This is a genomic window from Moraxella bovis (assembly GCF_002014975.1).
Lineage (GTDB): Bacteria > Pseudomonadota > Gammaproteobacteria > Pseudomonadales > Moraxellaceae > Moraxella > Moraxella bovis.
In genome coordinates, this window is record NZ_MUXV01000087.1 from 648 (window position 1) to 18,186 (window position 17,539).

The window sequence follows — 17,539 nt, forward strand, 5'->3', positions numbered from 1 at the left end:
AACTTATGGTATTTGTTTTTGACAATACCTTTATATCTTGCAGTGAAAATAAAAGGGCGGATAAATCCGCCCTTTATAAACCCTTAAACCATCACACTCGGGTCAAACGCTCGCACAGGCTCTTGTCTTAGCACATTGGGGTCGGCTTTGTAGTAACCTGCCGTTGATTTTGGCAATCTTTGCCCACGCATGACATCGGCGATTTTTTCCGCCATCATAATAGTAGTGGCATTTAGGTTGCCTGTGATGATAAGGGGCATGATAGAAGCATCAACCACACGCAAACCCTCTAAGCCATGCACACGCCCTTGTCCGTCCACAACTGCCATATCGTCTATACCCATCTTACAGCTACAAGACGGATGATAAGCGGTCTCGGCATGATTACGCACAAATTCATCAAGCTCGGCATTGGTCTGGGCGTTACGGCTTGGGCTAATCTCACGCCCACGGTAGGCATCTAAAGCAGGTTGGTGCATAATCTCACGCGTGATACGAATGCCATCTCTAAACTCCTGCCAGTCTTGCTCGTGCGACATATAATTAAACAAGATGCTGGGGTGGTCGTGTGGATTTAGCGATTTTAGACGGATACGCCCACGAGACGGCGAACGCATGGAGCCAACGTGTGCTTGAAAACCATGCTCTTCTACGGCATTTGAGCCGTTGTAATTAATGGCAACTGGCAAAAAGTGATACTGGATATTTGGCCATTCAAATTCAGGACGGGTACGGATAAAGCCCCCTGCCTCAAACTGATTGCTTGCCCCAATGCCCGTTCCCAAAAACAGCCACTCGGCCCCAATGGCGGGTTGGTTATACCATTTTAGGGCAGGATACAGCGATACAGGTTTTTTGCATTCGTATTGTAGATACATCTCCAAATGGTCTTGTAAATTCTCGCCCACCCCTGGTAGGTCATGCACGACAGGGATTTTAAATTCATCAAGCAAATTTTTTGCCCCAACGCCCGAACGCTGTAAAATCTGTGGAGATGCAATCGCCCCTGCCGAAAGTATCACTTCTCGCTTGGCGTGGACGGTTGTGGGATTTGTGTCATTGCCCTGTAGATACTGTACGCCAATGGCACGCTTACCTGAAAATAGGATTTTGTCGGTTACGGCATGGGTTTTTATGGTAAGATTGGGGCGTGATTTTGCCATGTCTAGATAGCCCCGAGCCGTGCTAGAACGGCGTCCTTTTGGTGTAACCGTTCTGTCCATAGGTCCAAAACCTTCTTGCTGATAGCCGTTCAAATCATCGGTGCGTGGATAGCCTGCTTGCACGCCTGCTTCTACCATGGCATTAAACAGCACGCTACTACCAATTACCGTGCCACGCTGTGAAGTTGTTACGCTCACAGGACCTGTGCCACCGTGATAGTCGTTTTCGCCCACATCACGGGTCTCGCTCTTTTTATAATAGGGCAAACAGTCGGCATAGCTCCAATCTTCTAGCCCGTCCATTTTTGCCCAATTGTCCAAATCCATGGCATTACCACGAATATAGCACATACCATTGATGAGCGATGAACCGCCAAGCCCCTTACCACGTCCGCACTCCATACGGCGGTTATTCATATAAGGCTCAGGGTCGGTCAGATACGCCCAGTTGTAACGTTTGCCTTGTAAGGGGTATGCCAGTGCTGCAGGCATTTGCGTGCGAAAATCCAAGCGATAATCAGGACCACCTGCTTCCAAAAGTAGCACGCTCACATCGCTGTCTTCTGTCAGACGTGTGGCAAGCACATTACCTGCCGAACCTGCTCCGATGATGATATAGTCATATTCTGTCATAAGTTTTCCTTAATAAGTTAATAAATTTGATAATATAGCGGTTATTTAAAAATAGACTCAAATTTACCCATTTCAATCTGAATGGATTTGACTTGGGTGTAGTGTTCTAGTGTCATTATGCCATTTTCACGTCCCACGCCTGATTGCTTATAGCCCCCCACAGGCATTTTGGCATCTGACTCGCCCCACGTATTGACCCAACAAATACCCGCTTGCAAGGCATGGGTAATGCGATGAGCTTTATTTAAATCAGACGTAACGACACCCCCTGCCAAGCCAAAAATCGTGTCATTGGCACGCTCTATCGCTTCATCTTCATCATCATAAGTCAAAATGCTCATGACAGGCCCAAAAATCTCATCGGTAACAATACTCATCTCATCGGTACAATCAGTAAAGACAGTCGGTAGCACAAACGCCCCTTTGGACAGCGACTCGCCATGCTCGGCAAAATCATCCGCCACCGCACGCCGTCCACCAAACAGCACCGTTGCCCCTGCTTTTTTGCCCTGCTCCATATAATCAAGCACTCGCTCCATGTGGGCAAAGCTCACCAAAGGACCCATGTTGGTTATCTCATCAGTTGGGTCGCCCAAGCGAACCTTGGGCAGGCGTGCCAAAATGGCTTGTTCAAAGGCGTGTTTTTTGGCACTTGGTACAAAAACTCGTGTGCCATTGGTACACACTTGTCCTGTGCTATAAAAGTTTGCCATCATCGCCACGTCCGCCGCCAGATCAATGTCGGCATCATCACAAACAATCAAAGGCGACTTACCGCCAAGCTCCATGGTTACGTCTTTTAGTGATGATGCTCCTGCAAGGCTCATCACTTTTTTGCCTGTTGCCACCGAGCCTGTAAATGAGATTTTGGCAATGTCAGGGTGTTCGGTCAGATACGCCCCCACATCACCACCACCTTGCACGACATTAAACACCCCGTTAGGCACGCCAGCTTGGGTATAAATCTCGGCAAGTTTTAGGGCAGTCAAAGGCGTAACTTCACTGGGCTTAAAAATCATGGCATTACCAGATGCCAAGGCAGGGGCGGATTTCCATAGGGCGATTTGAATGGGATAATTCCAAGCCCCAATCCCTGCCACCACGCCAAGCGGTTCTCTTTGAGTATAAAAAAAGCTCCCTTCTTTGCCCGTGCGAAGTGGCACTTGCACTCCTTCAACGGCGGTGGCAAGCCCTGCATAATACTCCAAGACGTCCGCCCCTGTAACAATATCCACATAAGCGGTCTCGCTGATTGCCTTGCCTGTGTCCGCCGTCTCAAGGCGTGCCAGCTTATCATTTTGTTCACGCAAAATTGCCACCGCTTTTAGCAGTATCCGAGAACGCTCCACCGCTGTCATGCTTGCCCAGATTTTTTGTCCTTCTTTGGCGCTTTGTACCGCTTTATCCACGTCCGCTTTTGAAGCACTTTGCAGTTTGGCAAGCGTGTCTGCTGTAGCAGGATTGACCGTCTCAAAAAACTCCCCGCTACTGGCGGATGCATACTTTCCGCCGATGTATAGCGATGTTTGTTCTACGTTTGGTAGTGATGACAATGCCATAACAAGACTCCTATATTTTTAAAAATTTATCATCAAAACTTATAAATTTTATTCAAAGGTTGATGAAACCAAAAAGATAGGTTATGATAACAAAAAATCATCTATAACGCAAATAATTGATTTTTAATGACTTTATTGTTTAATTTGTGTAAAATGATTATATATTTCAAATTAATTTTTGTAAACGTTTTGTAAATTTATTAGGTTTTTTGAAAACCATTTAGGGTGTGTTAAACCTTGATGATATTCTCATAAAATAAGATGAAAATTTAGCGCACCCTAGCAATTTTATATCATTAACGAACTTTGGAAGGTAACACTATGGGAGATACCAAACCCAAAGACGGTCGCCTAAACCGAACGGTGTTTATCTGTTCGGCGGTGATTATCGTCTTTTTTAGCTTATATACCATGCTGTTTAATGACAGTGCGTCCGCCATTTTGGACGGTGTGCTGGCGTGGGTAAGTACCACTTTTGGTTGGTATTACTTTTTTGCCGCATCGGTGTATATCATTTTTGTGCTGTTTATCGCCTGCTCTCGCTATGGCAACATCAAGCTAGGTCCCAAGCACTCCCAACCCAAGTACAGTCTTTTGACGTGGTCGTCCATGCTGTTTGCCGCAGGGATCGGCATTGACATCATGTTTTTTTCGGTGGCAGAGCCTATCATGCAGTACATGAATCCGCCTGTTGGGGACGGTCAGACCACACAGGCGGCTCGTGAAGCCTTGATGTGGACGATTTTTCACTACGGACTGACAGGCTGGTGCATGTATGCGTTGGTGGGCATTGCCCTTGGCTATTTTGCCTACCGCTACAATCTACCCCTAACCATTCGCTCGGCATTGTACCCCATGATTGGCAAAAAGATTGATGGACCTGCCGGTCATGCTGTGGACGTGGCGGCGATTTTGGGGACGATTTTTGGTATTGCCACCACTTGCGGTATCGGGGTTGTGCAATTAAACTACGGTCTGCACGTTATTTTTGATTTGCCTGAAAACTTACTTTGGCAAATCGGGCTTATCGCCCTAGCGGTCGCCATTACCATTGTGTCGGCAACCACAGGGGCATCCAAGGGCATCAAAATCCTATCGGAGCTTAACATTTATTTTGCCTTGGGGCTTATCCTGTTTGTGCTGTTTTTGGGCAATACCGAATTTTTGCTAAACGCCATTGTCATGAACGTGGGCGACTATCTTAGCCGTTTTCCAACTTTGACACTAGACACCTTTGCCTACAACCAAACGCCCGAACAAAAACAATGGATTCAAGACTGGACGCTGTTCTTTTGGGCGTGGTGGATTGCGTGGTCGCCTTTTGTGGGACTGTTTTTGGCTCAAATCTCAAAGGGTCGTACCATTCGTGAATTTGTCATCGGCACCTTGTCCATTCCCTTTTTGTTTACGCTTGCTTGGCTGTCAGTCATGGGCAATAGTGCCTTAAATGAAGTCTTAGGAGGCAACCTTGCTTTTGCCGAAAAAATCATCGCACGCCCTGAGATTGGTTTTTATGAGCTGTTATCCACTTATCCGTGGTTCTCGGTAACGGCAATCATCGCCTTTGTCTCAGGACTTTTGTTTTATGTAACATCGGCAGATTCTGGGGCGATCGTGCTTAGTAATTTTAGCTTCAAAAGCCAAAAAAACACCGACACTCCCCCCATTTGGATACGCCTATTTTGGGCGGTGGCAATCGGCATGCTGACCGCTGCCATGCTGATGACGGACGGCATCACCGCCCTACAAAAGGCGACTATTGTCATGGGCTTGCCATTTAGCTTTGTCATGTTTTTTGTCATGGTGGGGCTGTTTAAGTCGTTACGCCTTGAAGATTTTAGAGAAGAGATTACCAAAATCAATGCCGTGCCTGTGGCAGGGGGCGTGGACGTGAGCGACTGGCAAACTCGTCTGCACCGCATTACCGCCTATCCTGACGCCTCAGAAACAAAAGCGATGATGACAAATGTCTGCCTGCCTGCCCTAACTGACGTGGCGGACGCTCTACGCCAAAAGGGACTGTCGGTGCGTGTGGAATCGGTCGCCTTGGACGGTGAGCCAAGCCTTGTGCAACATATGCTGACGGTGGATTATAAGGATGAGTATAACTTCGTGTATGGCATCGTCCCCGTTAAATACCCTGTGCCAGAGCGTCCAACGGTTGATGATGGGCAAGAGTTTTATTATCGCTTGGAGACGTATTTGTTTGAAGGTTTGCAAGGCAATGATTTGTCAGGCTTTAACAGCGAGCAAGTCATCAATGATGTGCTTGACAAATACGAGCGTCATCGGGCGTTTTTGCATTTAAATCGTGAAACCCCCGGTAGCCGCCCTGTGTTTCCTAAGTGATTTATCCCAAAATAAAAGCGTGTCAAAAGGCATGCTTTTTTTATTAAATCTTTTTCCAAGCTAAAAATAAACCCTTATAAAAACTGGGGTTGAAGTTTTTAAAAATCTATAAAAATCAGGGCTTGGAAAGAAGTCTATTAAAAATCTCCCCAAACCATCATTCCCAAACCGCCATTTTTGCATTATAATAATCCTATTTTTATCCGTGAACATTCATCATGAAAAAATCCTTACTTAGCCTAACCCTACTTAGCCTTAGCTTATCTGCCACCGCTCAGGACACATCAGCCCTTGACGACTTGACCATTGGTGCCTTAGCCAGTTTTGGCTCGCACGCCTATGCCACCGATGACAAAGTGGGGGTGGTGCCACTCGTGCTATACGATAACGACTATTTTTATGCCGAAGGCTCGGAGTTCGGTTTTTATGCTCACAAAGACAGCGAAAACTGGTTTCGTGTCGGGGCAGGCTATGAGTCTCGAAACTTTGAGCCAGATGACGCAACCATAACCGCCCTAAAAGGCTTAAACAGCCGTAAATCCAGTGCCAATATCGTACTAAGTTATATGCGTATCACGCCTGTGGGCGGTTTTGAGATCAAGGCAGGCACGGACATGATGGACAGAAGTGGCGGTCAGACCGTCTCGTTGGCTCATCGCAGTCTGTTCAAATTCGCCGATAACAAACTCACCGTCTATCCCAAATTTGGCGTAAACTGGTACAGTGATGATTATAACCAATACTACTTTGGCGTATCTAAGCAAGAAAGCACCAAAACAGGCATAGACATCTACACCGCCAAATCCAGCTACTCGCCCTTTGTCTCGGTCTCTGGCAAATACCAATTTACCGACCACGTCGGTGCCTTTGCCAACACCAAAGCCGAATGGCTCTCATCAACTCAAAAAGACAGCCCGCTAACCGATGATAAGGTGGACATTGGGGCAAATGTGGGTTTGACTTATACCTTTTAATGGTTAAAATCATTTTTAACTTTATATTAAGTGACTCATTTATCAAGGGCGAATGTGATTCACCCCTACCACCCAAAATAATTAGCAAACAACAAAAAGGGCAAACCCACGCTCGCCCTTTTTATCGTTTATCTGCTTATCAATCATCGCTTGATTGTAATTGGATATAGTTTTGAATGCCGATGTCCGCAATCTTCTCTTGCTGGGTTTTTAGCCAGTCTTCGTACTCTTCATTGCCGTCTTTTAGCTTGATGAGTAGCTCACGAGAAACAAAATCACGCTTGGCGGTACACACGTCAATGGCTTCTACCAGCACGTCATGTTTACGTTTCTCCAAACGCAAATCACATGCCAAAATCTCTTCTACACTCTCGCCAATCATGAGCTTACCCAAATCTTGCAAATTTGGCAAACCTTCAAGTAGCAAAACTCGTTCAATCAGCTCATCTGACCATTTCATCTCACGAATGGACTGCTTAAAAAATGAGTCGTTTAGTTCTTCTACGCCCCAGTTTTTGACGATACGAGCGTGCAAAAAATACTGGTTAATGGCAATCAGGGACTGACCCAATACCAAATTTAACTGACGGATAACGTCTTTATCGCCTTTCATGTTATTACCTTTTTATCTTTAAATTTTAAACATTTAACTTTTTTAAAAAAGGGTGTATGCACAACACCCCTTTTGCTTTTTGCCCTACTTAGTGCGTGACACCCACCATGTTAGACTCTCCACTTTGGCTTTGTAGGTAGTTTTGTAGTCCCATAAGCTCAATCAAACGTAGTTGTTTTTCTAACCAGTGAGCGTGGTCTTGTTCGGTGTCTTCTAACTGACGCACGAGCATATCACGAGTTACATAATCACGCTCGGCTTCACAGATAGAAATACCTTCTTTTAGGTGTTCTTGCACGGCGCATTCTAGTTCCAAATCGCTTTTTAGCATGGCAGGCACATCGGCACCGATGTTAATCTTGCCCACTTGCATATTTGGTGTACCGCCCAGCATGATGATACGGTTGATAATTAGGCGTGCGTGTAGGGTCTCATCTTCCATTTCGTGATAAATGCGGTCGTGCAATTTACCCAGCTCCCATTCAGCGTACATTTGTGAATGGATAAAATACTGGTCTCTGGCACCCAACTCGCCCGCCAATAAGAAATTTAGATAATTAATGACTTTTTGAGATGATTTCATGATAAAAATCCTGTGTTAGATAAAGAAAAATCAGCCAACGCTGTATGGGACATATCATAGCACAAAGATAGGGATTGACAAGGGGGTATTTGTATGGCAAAGGAACTGCGAACGACTTACGCTGTGAGAATGGCTATTACAATAACAAAAATTTTCACCTAAGAAATCATCTTAGGTGAATTGGAGAAAATGGTTTTGGCAAATAGGCTAAGTTATTGATTATGTTGTTATTTTTATTATTGATGACAATTCCTTTTACCATTTTAATAATTTGCAAATAATAAGGCTTATTAGTTAATTTTATCAACTTGAAAATGACTATTGATTGATAATTTTAATTTAGCTAAGATTATGCAAAGACACTTATATTGAGAAAAATTACAGTAATAAATTTACCAAATATTTACAAACATTCTATCACACCGCCATAGCGTCCACCGCCACATATTTGGCATGATGTTCATCAACTAAATCCTGCACCATAGGCATACAACAGCCACAGCAAGTACCGACCAGTAGCTCACTTTGCAATGCTTCCACGCTATCAACGCCTTGTAGCATGGCGGTTTTGATTTGGGTGTCTTTGATGTCATGGCAAATACAAACATACATGGCGAAGTCCTTGGCGAATGCTGTTGTGGATTGGCTATTTTTTAAACGAAAATAAGAACGGTTATTCTTATTAACTCATGGGGTTATATTAGCAATAATTATTATTATTTGCAAGCAAAAATTGATAATTTTTATAAAAAAAATTTAAAAATTTTGATGAATGCAGGGATTATTTGCTGATAATGCTTTTTAAAATATGAATTTGTCTAAAAATCAATGGCTTATTCCCAAAAATCTGCTTAACATTTTGATAAATAAAAATCCCCAAAACATCATATTTTGGGGATTGTTAAAAATTTAATCAAATTTGATTATTCATCAACAAAAGACAGCCAGTGCTTGTATTTGTCATTACGCCCTTGCACCACATCAAAATACAAGGTTTGTAGTTTTTCGGTCAGCTCGCCACGTCCGCCCTTGCCAATCACACGGTCATCATATTCACGTATTGGGGTAACTTCGGCGGCGGTGCCTGTCATAAAAATCTCATCGGCAAGGTAGAACTCATCACGAGTGATACGGCGTTCTACGACTTTGATGCCCAAATCATGAGCGAACTCAATAATCGTACGGCGAGTAATGCCGTCTAACGCTCCGCCTGCAAGGTCTGGGGTATGTAGCTCGCCATTTTTCACCAAAAATAGGTTCTCGCCAGAGCCTTGACACACGTAGCCGAGCGGGTCCATAAGAATGGCTTCGTCATAGCCTGCACGGGTTGCTTCTTGGTTAGCTAGGATAGACACAGGATAGTTGGCGGCGGCTTTTGCCTTACACATGGTTACGTTGGGGTGATGATGTGTGTAGCTTGATGTCTTGGCACGGATACCGTTTTTGATGCCGTCTTCGCCCAGATACGCCCCCCAATGCCATGCAGCAACGGCTGAATGAATGGTGTTGTCTTTGGCGGCGATACCGAGCTTTTCTGAACCGACCCAGATGAGCGGACGAATATAAGCACTCGCCAAGCCATTTTCACGCACCACGTCTTTTTGGGCTTTGACCAGCTCATCATGGCTATAACGCACGTCTAGCTGAAAAATTTTGGCAGAATTAAGTAGGCGTTCGGTGTGTTCATGTAGACGGAAAATGGCGGTACGCCCGTCAGGGGTCTGATAGGCACGCACGCCTTCAAACACTGCCAAACCATAATGCAAGCTGTGCGTGAGTACATGGACTTTGGCATCAGGCTGGTTGACTAGTTCGCCATCTAGCCACATTTTGCCGTCTTGGGTTGCTAAACTCATAAGTTTTTCCTTGATAAAAAGAGCTTTTAATAAAATTATTTTATAAACTTAGAGCGTTCATAAAATAAAAGTAATCGCATGATTATAACACCGTTTGGGCGTTTTGCAATAGTTTTTTAAGGTGTGGTGCGAGCGATTGCCGTCTCTACCAGCACAAACTGGCGTACGTCATTTAGCATGATTGTGTCAAAATTATGAATAAAGGCAAACGACAACTGCCTATCAGGGTCGCAGAACGCCACCGAGCCGTTATAACCCATGTGTCCGTAGGCGTTTGGCGTGTGTTGCAAGCTAAATAAGCGATGAAAACCCGACCGCCACCGCATATTGGCAGGCATAACCGCATCAAAACCGTCCACACGCACCGCACGCATGTCGGCAAGCACCGCAGGCGTGATGAGCGTTTGCCCTTGCCATACGCCACCATTAGCGTGCATGGCGTAGATAGTGGCTAGGGCGTGGGCGGTAGAGACCCCATTGGCGGCAGGAATGACCGCTTGCAACACCTTATCATGATGGTATTCCACGCCATCACGTCCGTTTGGCATGAGTGCGTTTTTATAATTGACAAGGTTCATCTTGGCGGTGTCAAAATATAGCTTATTAATGCCAGATGTGCCAAGTGTCTCCACCTTATCCGCCCATAATGGCGTGATGTCAAGCCCTGCATATACCGCCAACATCTCTGGAGTGTCAGGTTTTAGGGTTGGTTTGCGTTTGGTTATGGGTGTGCCATCAAAATACCGCACAGGCTTGGCAACTTGTCCCAATTTATCAGCAGGCAGTCCATAATACAGCTCGCCCTGTATGCCTAAGGGCGTAGCAAGGTACTCATCTAGGGCGTGTTGCAAGGGCAGTCCTGTTACACGTTCCACCAATCCGCCCAAAATCCACCCCGAGACCAACGCACTATACGCGCTGCCATAGCCCTGCTCGTCCTGTCCTTTGGGGGTGTTAGGCGACATTTGGGCAACTTTGGCGGTCATCATTTGCCAGTCGGTCAGCTCATCGGTGTCGTGGGTGAGTGTGGTGATGTTAAACAGCCCTGCGGTGTGAGTCAAGATGTGGCGTAGCGTGATATGCTCTTTACCCCCTACCCTAAACTCCGCCCAATATGAACCAATGGGCGTATCATAGTCCAACAGTCCCTTTGAGACCAACACCGCCACAAGGGTCGCCATCACGCCTTTGCCGATAGAGAAATTTACCGATAGCGTGTGGGCGTGCCAGTCTTGGTGTGGCAGGGCTTGCCCTATGGCGGTGTTTACCACCGTCTCGCCTTTGTGAGTGATGACAAGTGAACCACCGGCAGGCGAGTCGTCAAATTGTAATTTAGAAAGCAGTTTGGGAAAATCTTGCCACATGGTCTGTACCTAATGATAAAAATGGCTTATTGTATAAGAATTTGGGGGAAAATTCAAAGTGTGGGAATTGATTATTGTCGTTGGCGGGTAGGTTGTATGCCACGCACCAAGTTATTTAAAAATGATTTAAAAATTTATAAAATCATACTTCATTTTGAAATTAAAATGATAGTTTATTGATTATCTTATAGTTATTTTTTGGGTTGTAGGAGCGAATTACATTCGTCCTTGATAGGTTAGTTCATTTAAAAGGTGTGTATTGTACACCCGACCAAATTTTTAAAATTTGCAAATTTAAAAAATTTTAATCCCAAAAACCAAAAAACAGGGCAAATCATCATCTGCCCTGCTCTTTTTCACTCATCATAAAAACGTAATTTTGCCGAGTAAATGCGGTTTTTCCGTCCCTGCCGCATACAGGGCAAAGGCTCGCCCATCGCTCTCTTGGCGTGCCACAAAGTCAATCTTGGACGGCAAGAAAATGGGCGTTTTAAATGACACGTCCACTCGGTACGCCTTCGGCAAATCATAAAATTGAGCAATGCTCGCCGCCTTTGACCACATGCCATGAGCGATTGCCTTAGGAAAGCCGAACGCCCGAGCCGATAAGGGGTGCAAATGGATTAGGTTAAAATCGCCCGACACGAACGCATACCGCCGTCCGATGTCTTCTGGGATATTAATCAGCTCCGCCCAACCATTCTCATCAGGCTCTAAGCGTGTTACGCTCTCAGGCACAGATTTGACCGTGCGTTCATCGACGGGCTTTTTTTGGCGAGACAGATAAGTTGATGTCCCTTGCCATACTAGCTCATCATCGATATGCACTTCGGTGATAAAATCAAAGGTCTGCCCTTTGTCATGGGGGGTTAGGTTGTCAAGTCGCACACTCATCTTGACCGTTTCGGTATCAAAAATCGGACGATACTGCGTAACGCTGTTTTCTAAATGCACCAGCCCAAGCATGGCAAAAGGAAAATCAGGCTTTGCCATCATGTTCATCTGTAACGTCTGCGACAACACCGCAAAATACGTTGGCGGTACACGCCCATCATCAATAAACCCACAAATTCGCCGATAGTCTCGCAAATTGTTCTGGTCAATGGCGAGTTTGTCCACTGCATACACCGAATCAGGCAATGCCCCTGCTCGGTTGTCGCCATGCGGAATCAAACTTTTGATAACGTTGGCATAAGTGGTGTGCATTTTTGGCAATTCTTTAAAATTTTGTTCTGCCATATCATACCTTTAATATAGAATAATTTTGATAAATTTTAATGGATTTTTGGGGGAATGTAAATCAAAAATGTACAAGTGTAAGGTTGATATATTTTCCATCAAAATTTACCCATGAATAAAATCACGCCCCAAGCACGCTTTGGCCGCACACACGCACCACGTTACCATTGATTCCTGACGCTTTTGGCGACAGTAGCCACGAAATCGTCTCTGCCACGTCCACAGGCTCACCGCCTTGACTCATCGAGTTCATACGGCGACCGGCTTCACGAATGGCAAAAGGAATGGCACCGGTCATCTTGGTCTCAATAAATCCAGGGGCGACCGCATTGATACGGCGTGCCGAACCGTCTAGACTCTTGGCGGTCGCTTCTACCAGACCGATAACTCCTGCTTTACTCATGGCATAGTTGGTTTGCCCCAGATTACCGGCAATTCCTGAGATACTAGACACACAGACGATACGAGCCGACTCGGACAAGCCATTATTGGCAAGTAGGTAGTTATTAATGGTGCTAATGGCTTTTAGGTTGATGTTTAGCACCAAATCCCATTTGTCGGCACTCATGTTGGCTAGGGTCTTATCACGAGTAACACCAGCGTTATGCACCACACCATCCAACACGCCACACGCCCTTAAAATCTGCTCGCCAGCGTCCGTTTGAGTGATGTCCAGTGGCAAGGCATAACCGCCCAGATTGCCAGCGACTTTTTGTAAATCTGCCAAAGACGCAGGCACGTCCAAGCAGTACAGCTGTGCCCCGTCTCGTGCCAACACTTTGGCAACTGACTCGCCAATGCCACGACTTGCCCCTGTAACTAGGATTTTTTTGCCTTTTAGGGGTTTGGTTTCGTCAAAATCGACCAACGACAGCTCATCGCCATTATCCTTGATATAGACCGCTTGCCCTGACACATATGCCGATTTTGCCGACATAAAAAAGCGTAAGGCGTGGTCTAGGTGTTTTTCGGCACCGATTTGGGTGTATAGGACATTGGCGGTAATGCCTTTTTTAAATTCTTTGGCGACTGATTTGACAAATCCCAACACCGCACGCTGTGCCAAAGCAAAATCAATGTCTATGCCTGTACAGCAAGACGGGCGAGCAATCAGCACAATCCGACCAGACGGTTTGATGCGACGGGCGATTTTATGGAAAAATTCATACACCACCTTTAAGCCGTCCGTGTCTTTGATGTTGGTAACATCAAAAATCGCCACTTTAAAACGCACGTTCTCGTCCGTTAGACGGTCATCGAGCTTATCATTAGTGGTAATCTTGGCGTCCAATGCGGTCAAAATATCATTCACACTACGGCTCACATCACTGTCGCCTGTCGCCCCAAATGCCACTTCGCCACGCACCACAGGCTGACCCACTTCAAAGCGGTCAAGTTTAATGGGTGTGGGCAAACCCAGATTTTTTGCAACAGTTCTGCCTAGACCTGATTGCACCAATTCACCATAACGGTCGCTCATAGGAGTATCCTTTTGTTTGTAAATACGATAAGCCCCATTCTAGCATAAAAATAAATGTTGGCACAAAATTTTCTCTATTATAAAAATAAGTTATAAATTTTAAATAAATAACAAAAAATTAGTTAAGAAAGCAAAAAACATTTTCCCTTTTAAGTCAAATGATGATAAGCTAGGATAAGCTAAAATGATAGATGCGATGTCATTTTTTGGGTTTTGATAAGATTGATTTTAGGATAATTTCGTGCAAATTTATTAGATTTTTATCTTAACTTATCTTAAAAATCATCTGTCAAAACCCTGTTACCTTTATCAATTCATTTCATTAAGGATAAGTCATGACCATCAAAAAAGTTGCCATTCTTGGCGGAAACCGCATTCCCTTTGCTCGCTCAAACGGTGCATACGCAGACGCCAGTAATATCGATATGCTCTCATCGGCGTTGGACGGTTTGATTGCTCGCTTTAATTTGGCGGACAAAGAGATTGGCGAAGTGGTTGCCGGCACGGTCTTAAAACACAGCCGTGATTTGAACCTAACCCGTGAAGCCCTGCTAAACACCGCCCTATCGCCCACAACCCCTGCCTATGACATCTCGCAGGCGTGTGGCACAGGTTTGCAAGCCACGTTTGCCGTCGCCAACAAAATCGCACTGGGCATCATCGACAGTGGTATCGCAGGCGGGACGGACACGACATCGGACGCACCGATTGCACTCGGGGACGGCATTCGTAAGCCCCTGCTTGCCATCAATAACGCCAAAACCGCCAAAGCTCGACTGACCGCCCTAACCCACATCAACCCCAAAGACCTACTGTCATTCCCTGCCAATGGTGAGCCACGCACTCGCCTATCCATGGGCGAACATCAAGCCATCACTACCCTAGAATGGAACATCAGCCGTGCCGACCAAGATGAGTTGGCATTTAACAGCCATCAAAATTTGGCTCGTGCGTATGACTCAGGATTTTTTGATGACTTGATGACTCCCTATAAAAGGCTAAACCGTGATAATAACTTGCGTGCAGACACCACGCTTGATAAACTTGCCACGCTAAAACCTGCCTTTGGTAAGCGTAACGCCAACCCAACCATGACCGCAGGTAACTCCACGCCACTGACCGACGGTGCGTCTTGTGTGCTACTTGCCAGTGATGACTGGGCAAGTGAGCACGGTTTTGAACCACTTGCCTACATCACTCACCAACAAACGGCGGCCGTGGACTTTGTGGGTAAAAATGGGCTGACCGAAGGACTGCTTATGGCACCTGCCTATGCCGTACCAAAAATGCTCGCTCGTGCTGGTCTGACCTTACAAGACTTTGATTTTTATGAGATTCATGAAGCCTTTGCCAGTCAAGTACTCTCCACTCTCGCCGCTTGGGAAGATGAAAACTTCTGCAAAAACCGCTTGGGATTAGATAAGCCATTAGGTAGCATTGACCGCAGTAAGCTCAATGTCAATGGGTCAAGCCTTGCCGCAGGACACCCCTTTGCTGCCACAGGTGGACGTATCTTAGCAACCGCCGCCAAACTGCTCGCCCAAAAAGGCTCAGGGCGTGCTTTGATTTCTATCTGTGCCGCTGGCGGTCAAGGCGTTACTTGTATTTTAGAACGCTAATCATACAAAAATTACCCTAAATCAAAAACCCCAATCTGTCATGGATTGGGGTTTTTGATTTGGCTTGGATTTAAATGGTATGCACTTCACTTTTTTACAATTTTCAACGGCTTATCAATTTTAAAATACATTTCTGCATTAAAGGGTGAATTGCAATTTTTCCCCTATATTCAAAATTTTTAACAAATCCAATTCCCTATTATTTAAAATAATTTACCCAATAAATAACAAATTTTTCAATTTTTTATGGCGAATAATATTGTGTTTGAATTTTAATTTTTCTTATTTTAAAAAGTTTATTAAAAAAATAGATTATGTTAAATAAATTTGGTATAATTGGCAAAATGGAGAGAACAACCGACAACGGCAAAACATGGGTGTTTACGTTGCGTGACGATGTCAAATTCCATGACGGCACACCGATGACCGCCAAAGAAGTGGTAAACAGTCTAACGCTCGCCCTAAATAAGCCCACTGCCCTAGAAAGTGCTAATATCGAGCTTATCAAGGCAGTTGATGATAAAACGGTAGAATTCACTCTTGCCGAGCCTTTGACCACCCTACCGTCTTATTTGACACACGCCACCGCCATTATCCTAGCCCCTGCGTCTTTTGATGACAAAGGGCAAGCCACCAAAATCATCGGCACAGGGGCGTATCAGGCGGATAAGGTTGAGCCACCACAAAAGATTGAGCAGTCCGCTTATGCCGACTATTGGGGACAAAAAGCCCACATTAATCGCATTAACTACCTTGCCAACTCTCGCAGTGAGACCCGCACCCTGCTTGTCGAGAGTGGCGATGACCATTTGGTGTACACCCTAGACAGTGCCAGCCTAAAACGCCTACAAAACAACAGCGACCTACAAGTGACAACCCAAACGCTCGCTCGCACCATTGTCATTAAGATGAACATCGCCAATCCGCTCTTTGCCGATAAGACCACTCGTCAAGCCCTATCCGATGCCATAGACCGTGAAGCCATTGCTAAATCGGTGCTACGCATTGGCGATGCAGGAGCGTATGAGCTACTACCGCCCATGTTTGGCGATTGGCAGGCAGGCGTGGCAAAATCCGCCCCTGATTATCCTGCCATTAAAGCCAAACTGCTCGCCAATGGCTTTACCGAAGGGGCAAATGGCGTGCTACAAAAAGACGGTAAGCCCTTTACCATATCGCTCATCACTTTCTCCGACCGCCCAGAGTTACCGCTTATCGCCACCGCCTTACAAGACCAATGGCGTAAAATCGGTGTGGATTTACAAGTTAATATCACCAACTCATCAGAGATTCCCAAGGCTCATCAAGACGGCTCACTGCAAATGGCTCTGTACGCTCGTAACTATGGCAACACCCCAGACCCATTGGCTTCACTACAATCCGACCTAAGCCCACAAGGCAGCGACTGGGGCGTGATGAATTACCAAAACTCTACGCTTACCCAAGCCTTGCATGACATCGCTACCACAGCCGATGATGTCAAGCGAGATGAACTCAAAAAACAAGTCGCCACCATTTTGGCAGATGAGCGTCCGCTTATCCCTGTCGTGTACTACCAACAAAGTGCATCCGTTCACAAGTCGCTACAAGGCTTGACCCTTGACCCCTTTGAGCGTAAATACAACCTAAATCAGCTTAAATGGTAATACTACGCCATGATAACCCAAAGAGCGACACGCCATCGCTCTTTTGACTCTCTTAATTTGCTTTACACCTAAGTTTATGGCAACCATATCATTATGCTAAAACTACTCACATCACGGCTTATCCAACTGCTCTTGGTCGTCTGGTCGGTCGGCACTTTGACCTTTGTTCTTATGCGAAGCCTACCCGGCGACATGGCGTATCGTATCGCTGCGTCTCGCTATGGCTACGACCAATTCACCGCAAGCTCTGCCGACCAAGTGCGAGCCGAACTGGGGCTTGATTTGCAGTGGTATGAGCAGTATATAGCATGGTTTGGCGACCTGCTCCGCTTGGATTTGGGAAACTCGCTCGTCAGTGGGACAAGCGTGTGGGACGAGATAGCCCACCAGTTTGGGCACACGCTGTCGCTGGCGTTTGTCGCTTTGATTATCTCACTTGTAAAAAACCTCACCCGTTATTT

The 17,539-nt window shown here is 45.7% G+C and carries 14 protein-coding genes; 5 read left to right on the plus strand and 9 right to left on the minus strand.

Annotated features, from left to right (window positions below; all coding sequences use genetic code 11):
* Window positions 1-83: 83 nt before the first annotated feature.
* A complete protein-coding gene (betA, locus tag B0182_RS13345; RefSeq protein WP_078275384.1) occupies window positions 84-1,796 on the minus strand; it encodes a choline dehydrogenase in 1,713 nt (570 codons plus the stop codon).
* 41 nt (window positions 1,797-1,837) lie between these two features.
* Window positions 1,838-3,355: a betaine-aldehyde dehydrogenase gene (betB, locus tag B0182_RS13350; protein WP_078275385.1), complete on the minus strand. Its 1,518-nt coding sequence runs from the start codon at window positions 3,353-3,355 to the stop codon at window positions 1,838-1,840.
* A 321-nt stretch (window positions 3,356-3,676) separates the two neighbouring features.
* Between betB and betT the strand changes: the two genes are divergently transcribed.
* Both betT and B0182_RS13360 read left to right on the plus strand, forming a co-directional pair.
* On the plus strand, window positions 3,677-5,704 hold the full coding sequence (betT, locus tag B0182_RS13355) for a choline BCCT transporter BetT (RefSeq protein ID WP_078275386.1): 2,028 nt from the start codon (window positions 3,677-3,679) through the stop codon (window positions 5,702-5,704).
* A 218-nt stretch (window positions 5,705-5,922) separates the two neighbouring features.
* A complete protein-coding gene (locus tag B0182_RS13360) occupies window positions 5,923-6,678 on the plus strand; it encodes a MipA/OmpV family protein (RefSeq protein WP_078275387.1) in 756 nt (251 codons plus the stop codon).
* Window positions 6,679-6,817: 139 nt separating this feature from the next.
* Here B0182_RS13360 and bfr (B0182_RS13365) read toward each other — a convergent pair whose 3' ends face one another.
* The 7 genes from bfr (B0182_RS13365) to B0182_RS13395 all read right to left on the minus strand — a co-directional run bounded on the left by bfr (B0182_RS13365) (window position 6,818) and on the right by B0182_RS13395 (window position 13,813).
* A complete protein-coding gene (gene bfr, locus B0182_RS13365; protein ID WP_078275388.1) occupies window positions 6,818-7,291 on the minus strand; it encodes a bacterioferritin in 474 nt (157 codons plus the stop codon).
* 88 nt (window positions 7,292-7,379) lie between these two features.
* Window positions 7,380-7,874 (minus strand): bacterioferritin, encoded by a 495-nt coding sequence (gene bfr, locus B0182_RS13370; RefSeq protein ID WP_078275389.1) that lies wholly within the window; start codon window positions 7,872-7,874, stop codon window positions 7,380-7,382.
* Window positions 7,875-8,291: 417 nt separating this feature from the next.
* Window positions 8,292-8,486 carry a (2Fe-2S)-binding protein gene (locus B0182_RS13375; protein WP_062501173.1) on the minus strand — a complete coding sequence of 65 codons (195 nt, stop codon included), beginning with the start codon at window positions 8,484-8,486 and terminating at the stop codon, window positions 8,292-8,294.
* 311 nt (window positions 8,487-8,797) lie between these two features.
* Window positions 8,798-9,730: a branched-chain amino acid transaminase gene (locus tag B0182_RS13380; RefSeq protein ID WP_078275390.1), complete on the minus strand. Its 933-nt coding sequence runs from the start codon at window positions 9,728-9,730 to the stop codon at window positions 8,798-8,800.
* Window positions 9,731-9,846: 116 nt separating this feature from the next.
* Window positions 9,847-11,094 (minus strand): serine hydrolase domain-containing protein, encoded by a 1,248-nt coding sequence (locus B0182_RS13385; protein ID WP_078275391.1) that lies wholly within the window; start codon window positions 11,092-11,094, stop codon window positions 9,847-9,849.
* Between the two features lie 363 nt (window positions 11,095-11,457).
* Window positions 11,458-12,333, minus strand: a complete 876-nt coding sequence (locus tag B0182_RS13390) for a MaoC/PaaZ C-terminal domain-containing protein (RefSeq protein WP_078275392.1) — start codon at window positions 12,331-12,333, stop codon at window positions 11,458-11,460.
* A gap of 121 nt (window positions 12,334-12,454) precedes the next feature.
* Window positions 12,455-13,813, minus strand: coding sequence for a 3-oxoacyl-ACP reductase (locus tag B0182_RS13395; protein ID WP_078275393.1), 1,359 nt, complete (start codon window positions 13,811-13,813; stop codon window positions 12,455-12,457).
* A gap of 335 nt (window positions 13,814-14,148) precedes the next feature.
* On the opposite strand from B0182_RS13395, the gene B0182_RS13400 reads away from it, so the two are divergent.
* The 3 genes from B0182_RS13400 to B0182_RS13410 all read left to right on the plus strand — a co-directional run.
* Entirely contained in the window at window positions 14,149-15,432 is a 1,284-nt protein-coding gene (locus tag B0182_RS13400; protein WP_078275394.1) for an acetyl-CoA C-acetyltransferase, read from the plus strand.
* A gap of 314 nt (window positions 15,433-15,746) precedes the next feature.
* Entirely contained in the window at window positions 15,747-17,078 is a 1,332-nt protein-coding gene (locus B0182_RS13405; RefSeq protein ID WP_078275395.1) for an ABC transporter substrate-binding protein, read from the plus strand.
* A gap of 93 nt (window positions 17,079-17,171) precedes the next feature.
* On the plus strand, window positions 17,172-17,539 hold a 368-nt coding region (locus B0182_RS13410), incomplete at its 3' end, for an ABC transporter permease family protein (RefSeq protein ID WP_143821764.1).

Coding starts and splice junctions, on each gene's coding strand:
- betA (WP_078275384.1), bottom strand. CDS start 1,796: ATGACAGAATATGACTATATCATCATCGGAGCAGGTTCGGCAGGTAAT.
- betB (WP_078275385.1), bottom strand. CDS start 3,355: ATGGCATTGTCATCACTACCAAACGTAGAACAAACATCGCTATACATC.
- betT (WP_078275386.1), top strand. CDS start 3,677: ATGGGAGATACCAAACCCAAAGACGGTCGCCTAAACCGAACGGTGTTT.
- B0182_RS13360 (WP_078275387.1), top strand. CDS start 5,923: ATGAAAAAATCCTTACTTAGCCTAACCCTACTTAGCCTTAGCTTATCT.
- bfr (WP_078275388.1), bottom strand. CDS start 7,291: ATGAAAGGCGATAAAGACGTTATCCGTCAGTTAAATTTGGTATTGGGT.
- bfr (WP_078275389.1), bottom strand. CDS start 7,874: ATGAAATCATCTCAAAAAGTCATTAATTATCTAAATTTCTTATTGGCG.
- B0182_RS13375 (WP_062501173.1), bottom strand. CDS start 8,486: ATGTATGTTTGTATTTGCCATGACATCAAAGACACCCAAATCAAAACC.
- B0182_RS13380 (WP_078275390.1), bottom strand. CDS start 9,730: ATGAGTTTAGCAACCCAAGACGGCAAAATGTGGCTAGATGGCGAACTA.
- B0182_RS13385 (WP_078275391.1), bottom strand. CDS start 11,094: ATGTGGCAAGATTTTCCCAAACTGCTTTCTAAATTACAATTTGACGAC.
- B0182_RS13390 (WP_078275392.1), bottom strand. CDS start 12,333: ATGGCAGAACAAAATTTTAAAGAATTGCCAAAAATGCACACCACTTAT.
- B0182_RS13395 (WP_078275393.1), bottom strand. CDS start 13,813: ATGAGCGACCGTTATGGTGAATTGGTGCAATCAGGTCTAGGCAGAACT.
- B0182_RS13400 (WP_078275394.1), top strand. CDS start 14,149: ATGACCATCAAAAAAGTTGCCATTCTTGGCGGAAACCGCATTCCCTTT.
- B0182_RS13405 (WP_078275395.1), top strand. CDS start 15,747: ATGTTAAATAAATTTGGTATAATTGGCAAAATGGAGAGAACAACCGAC.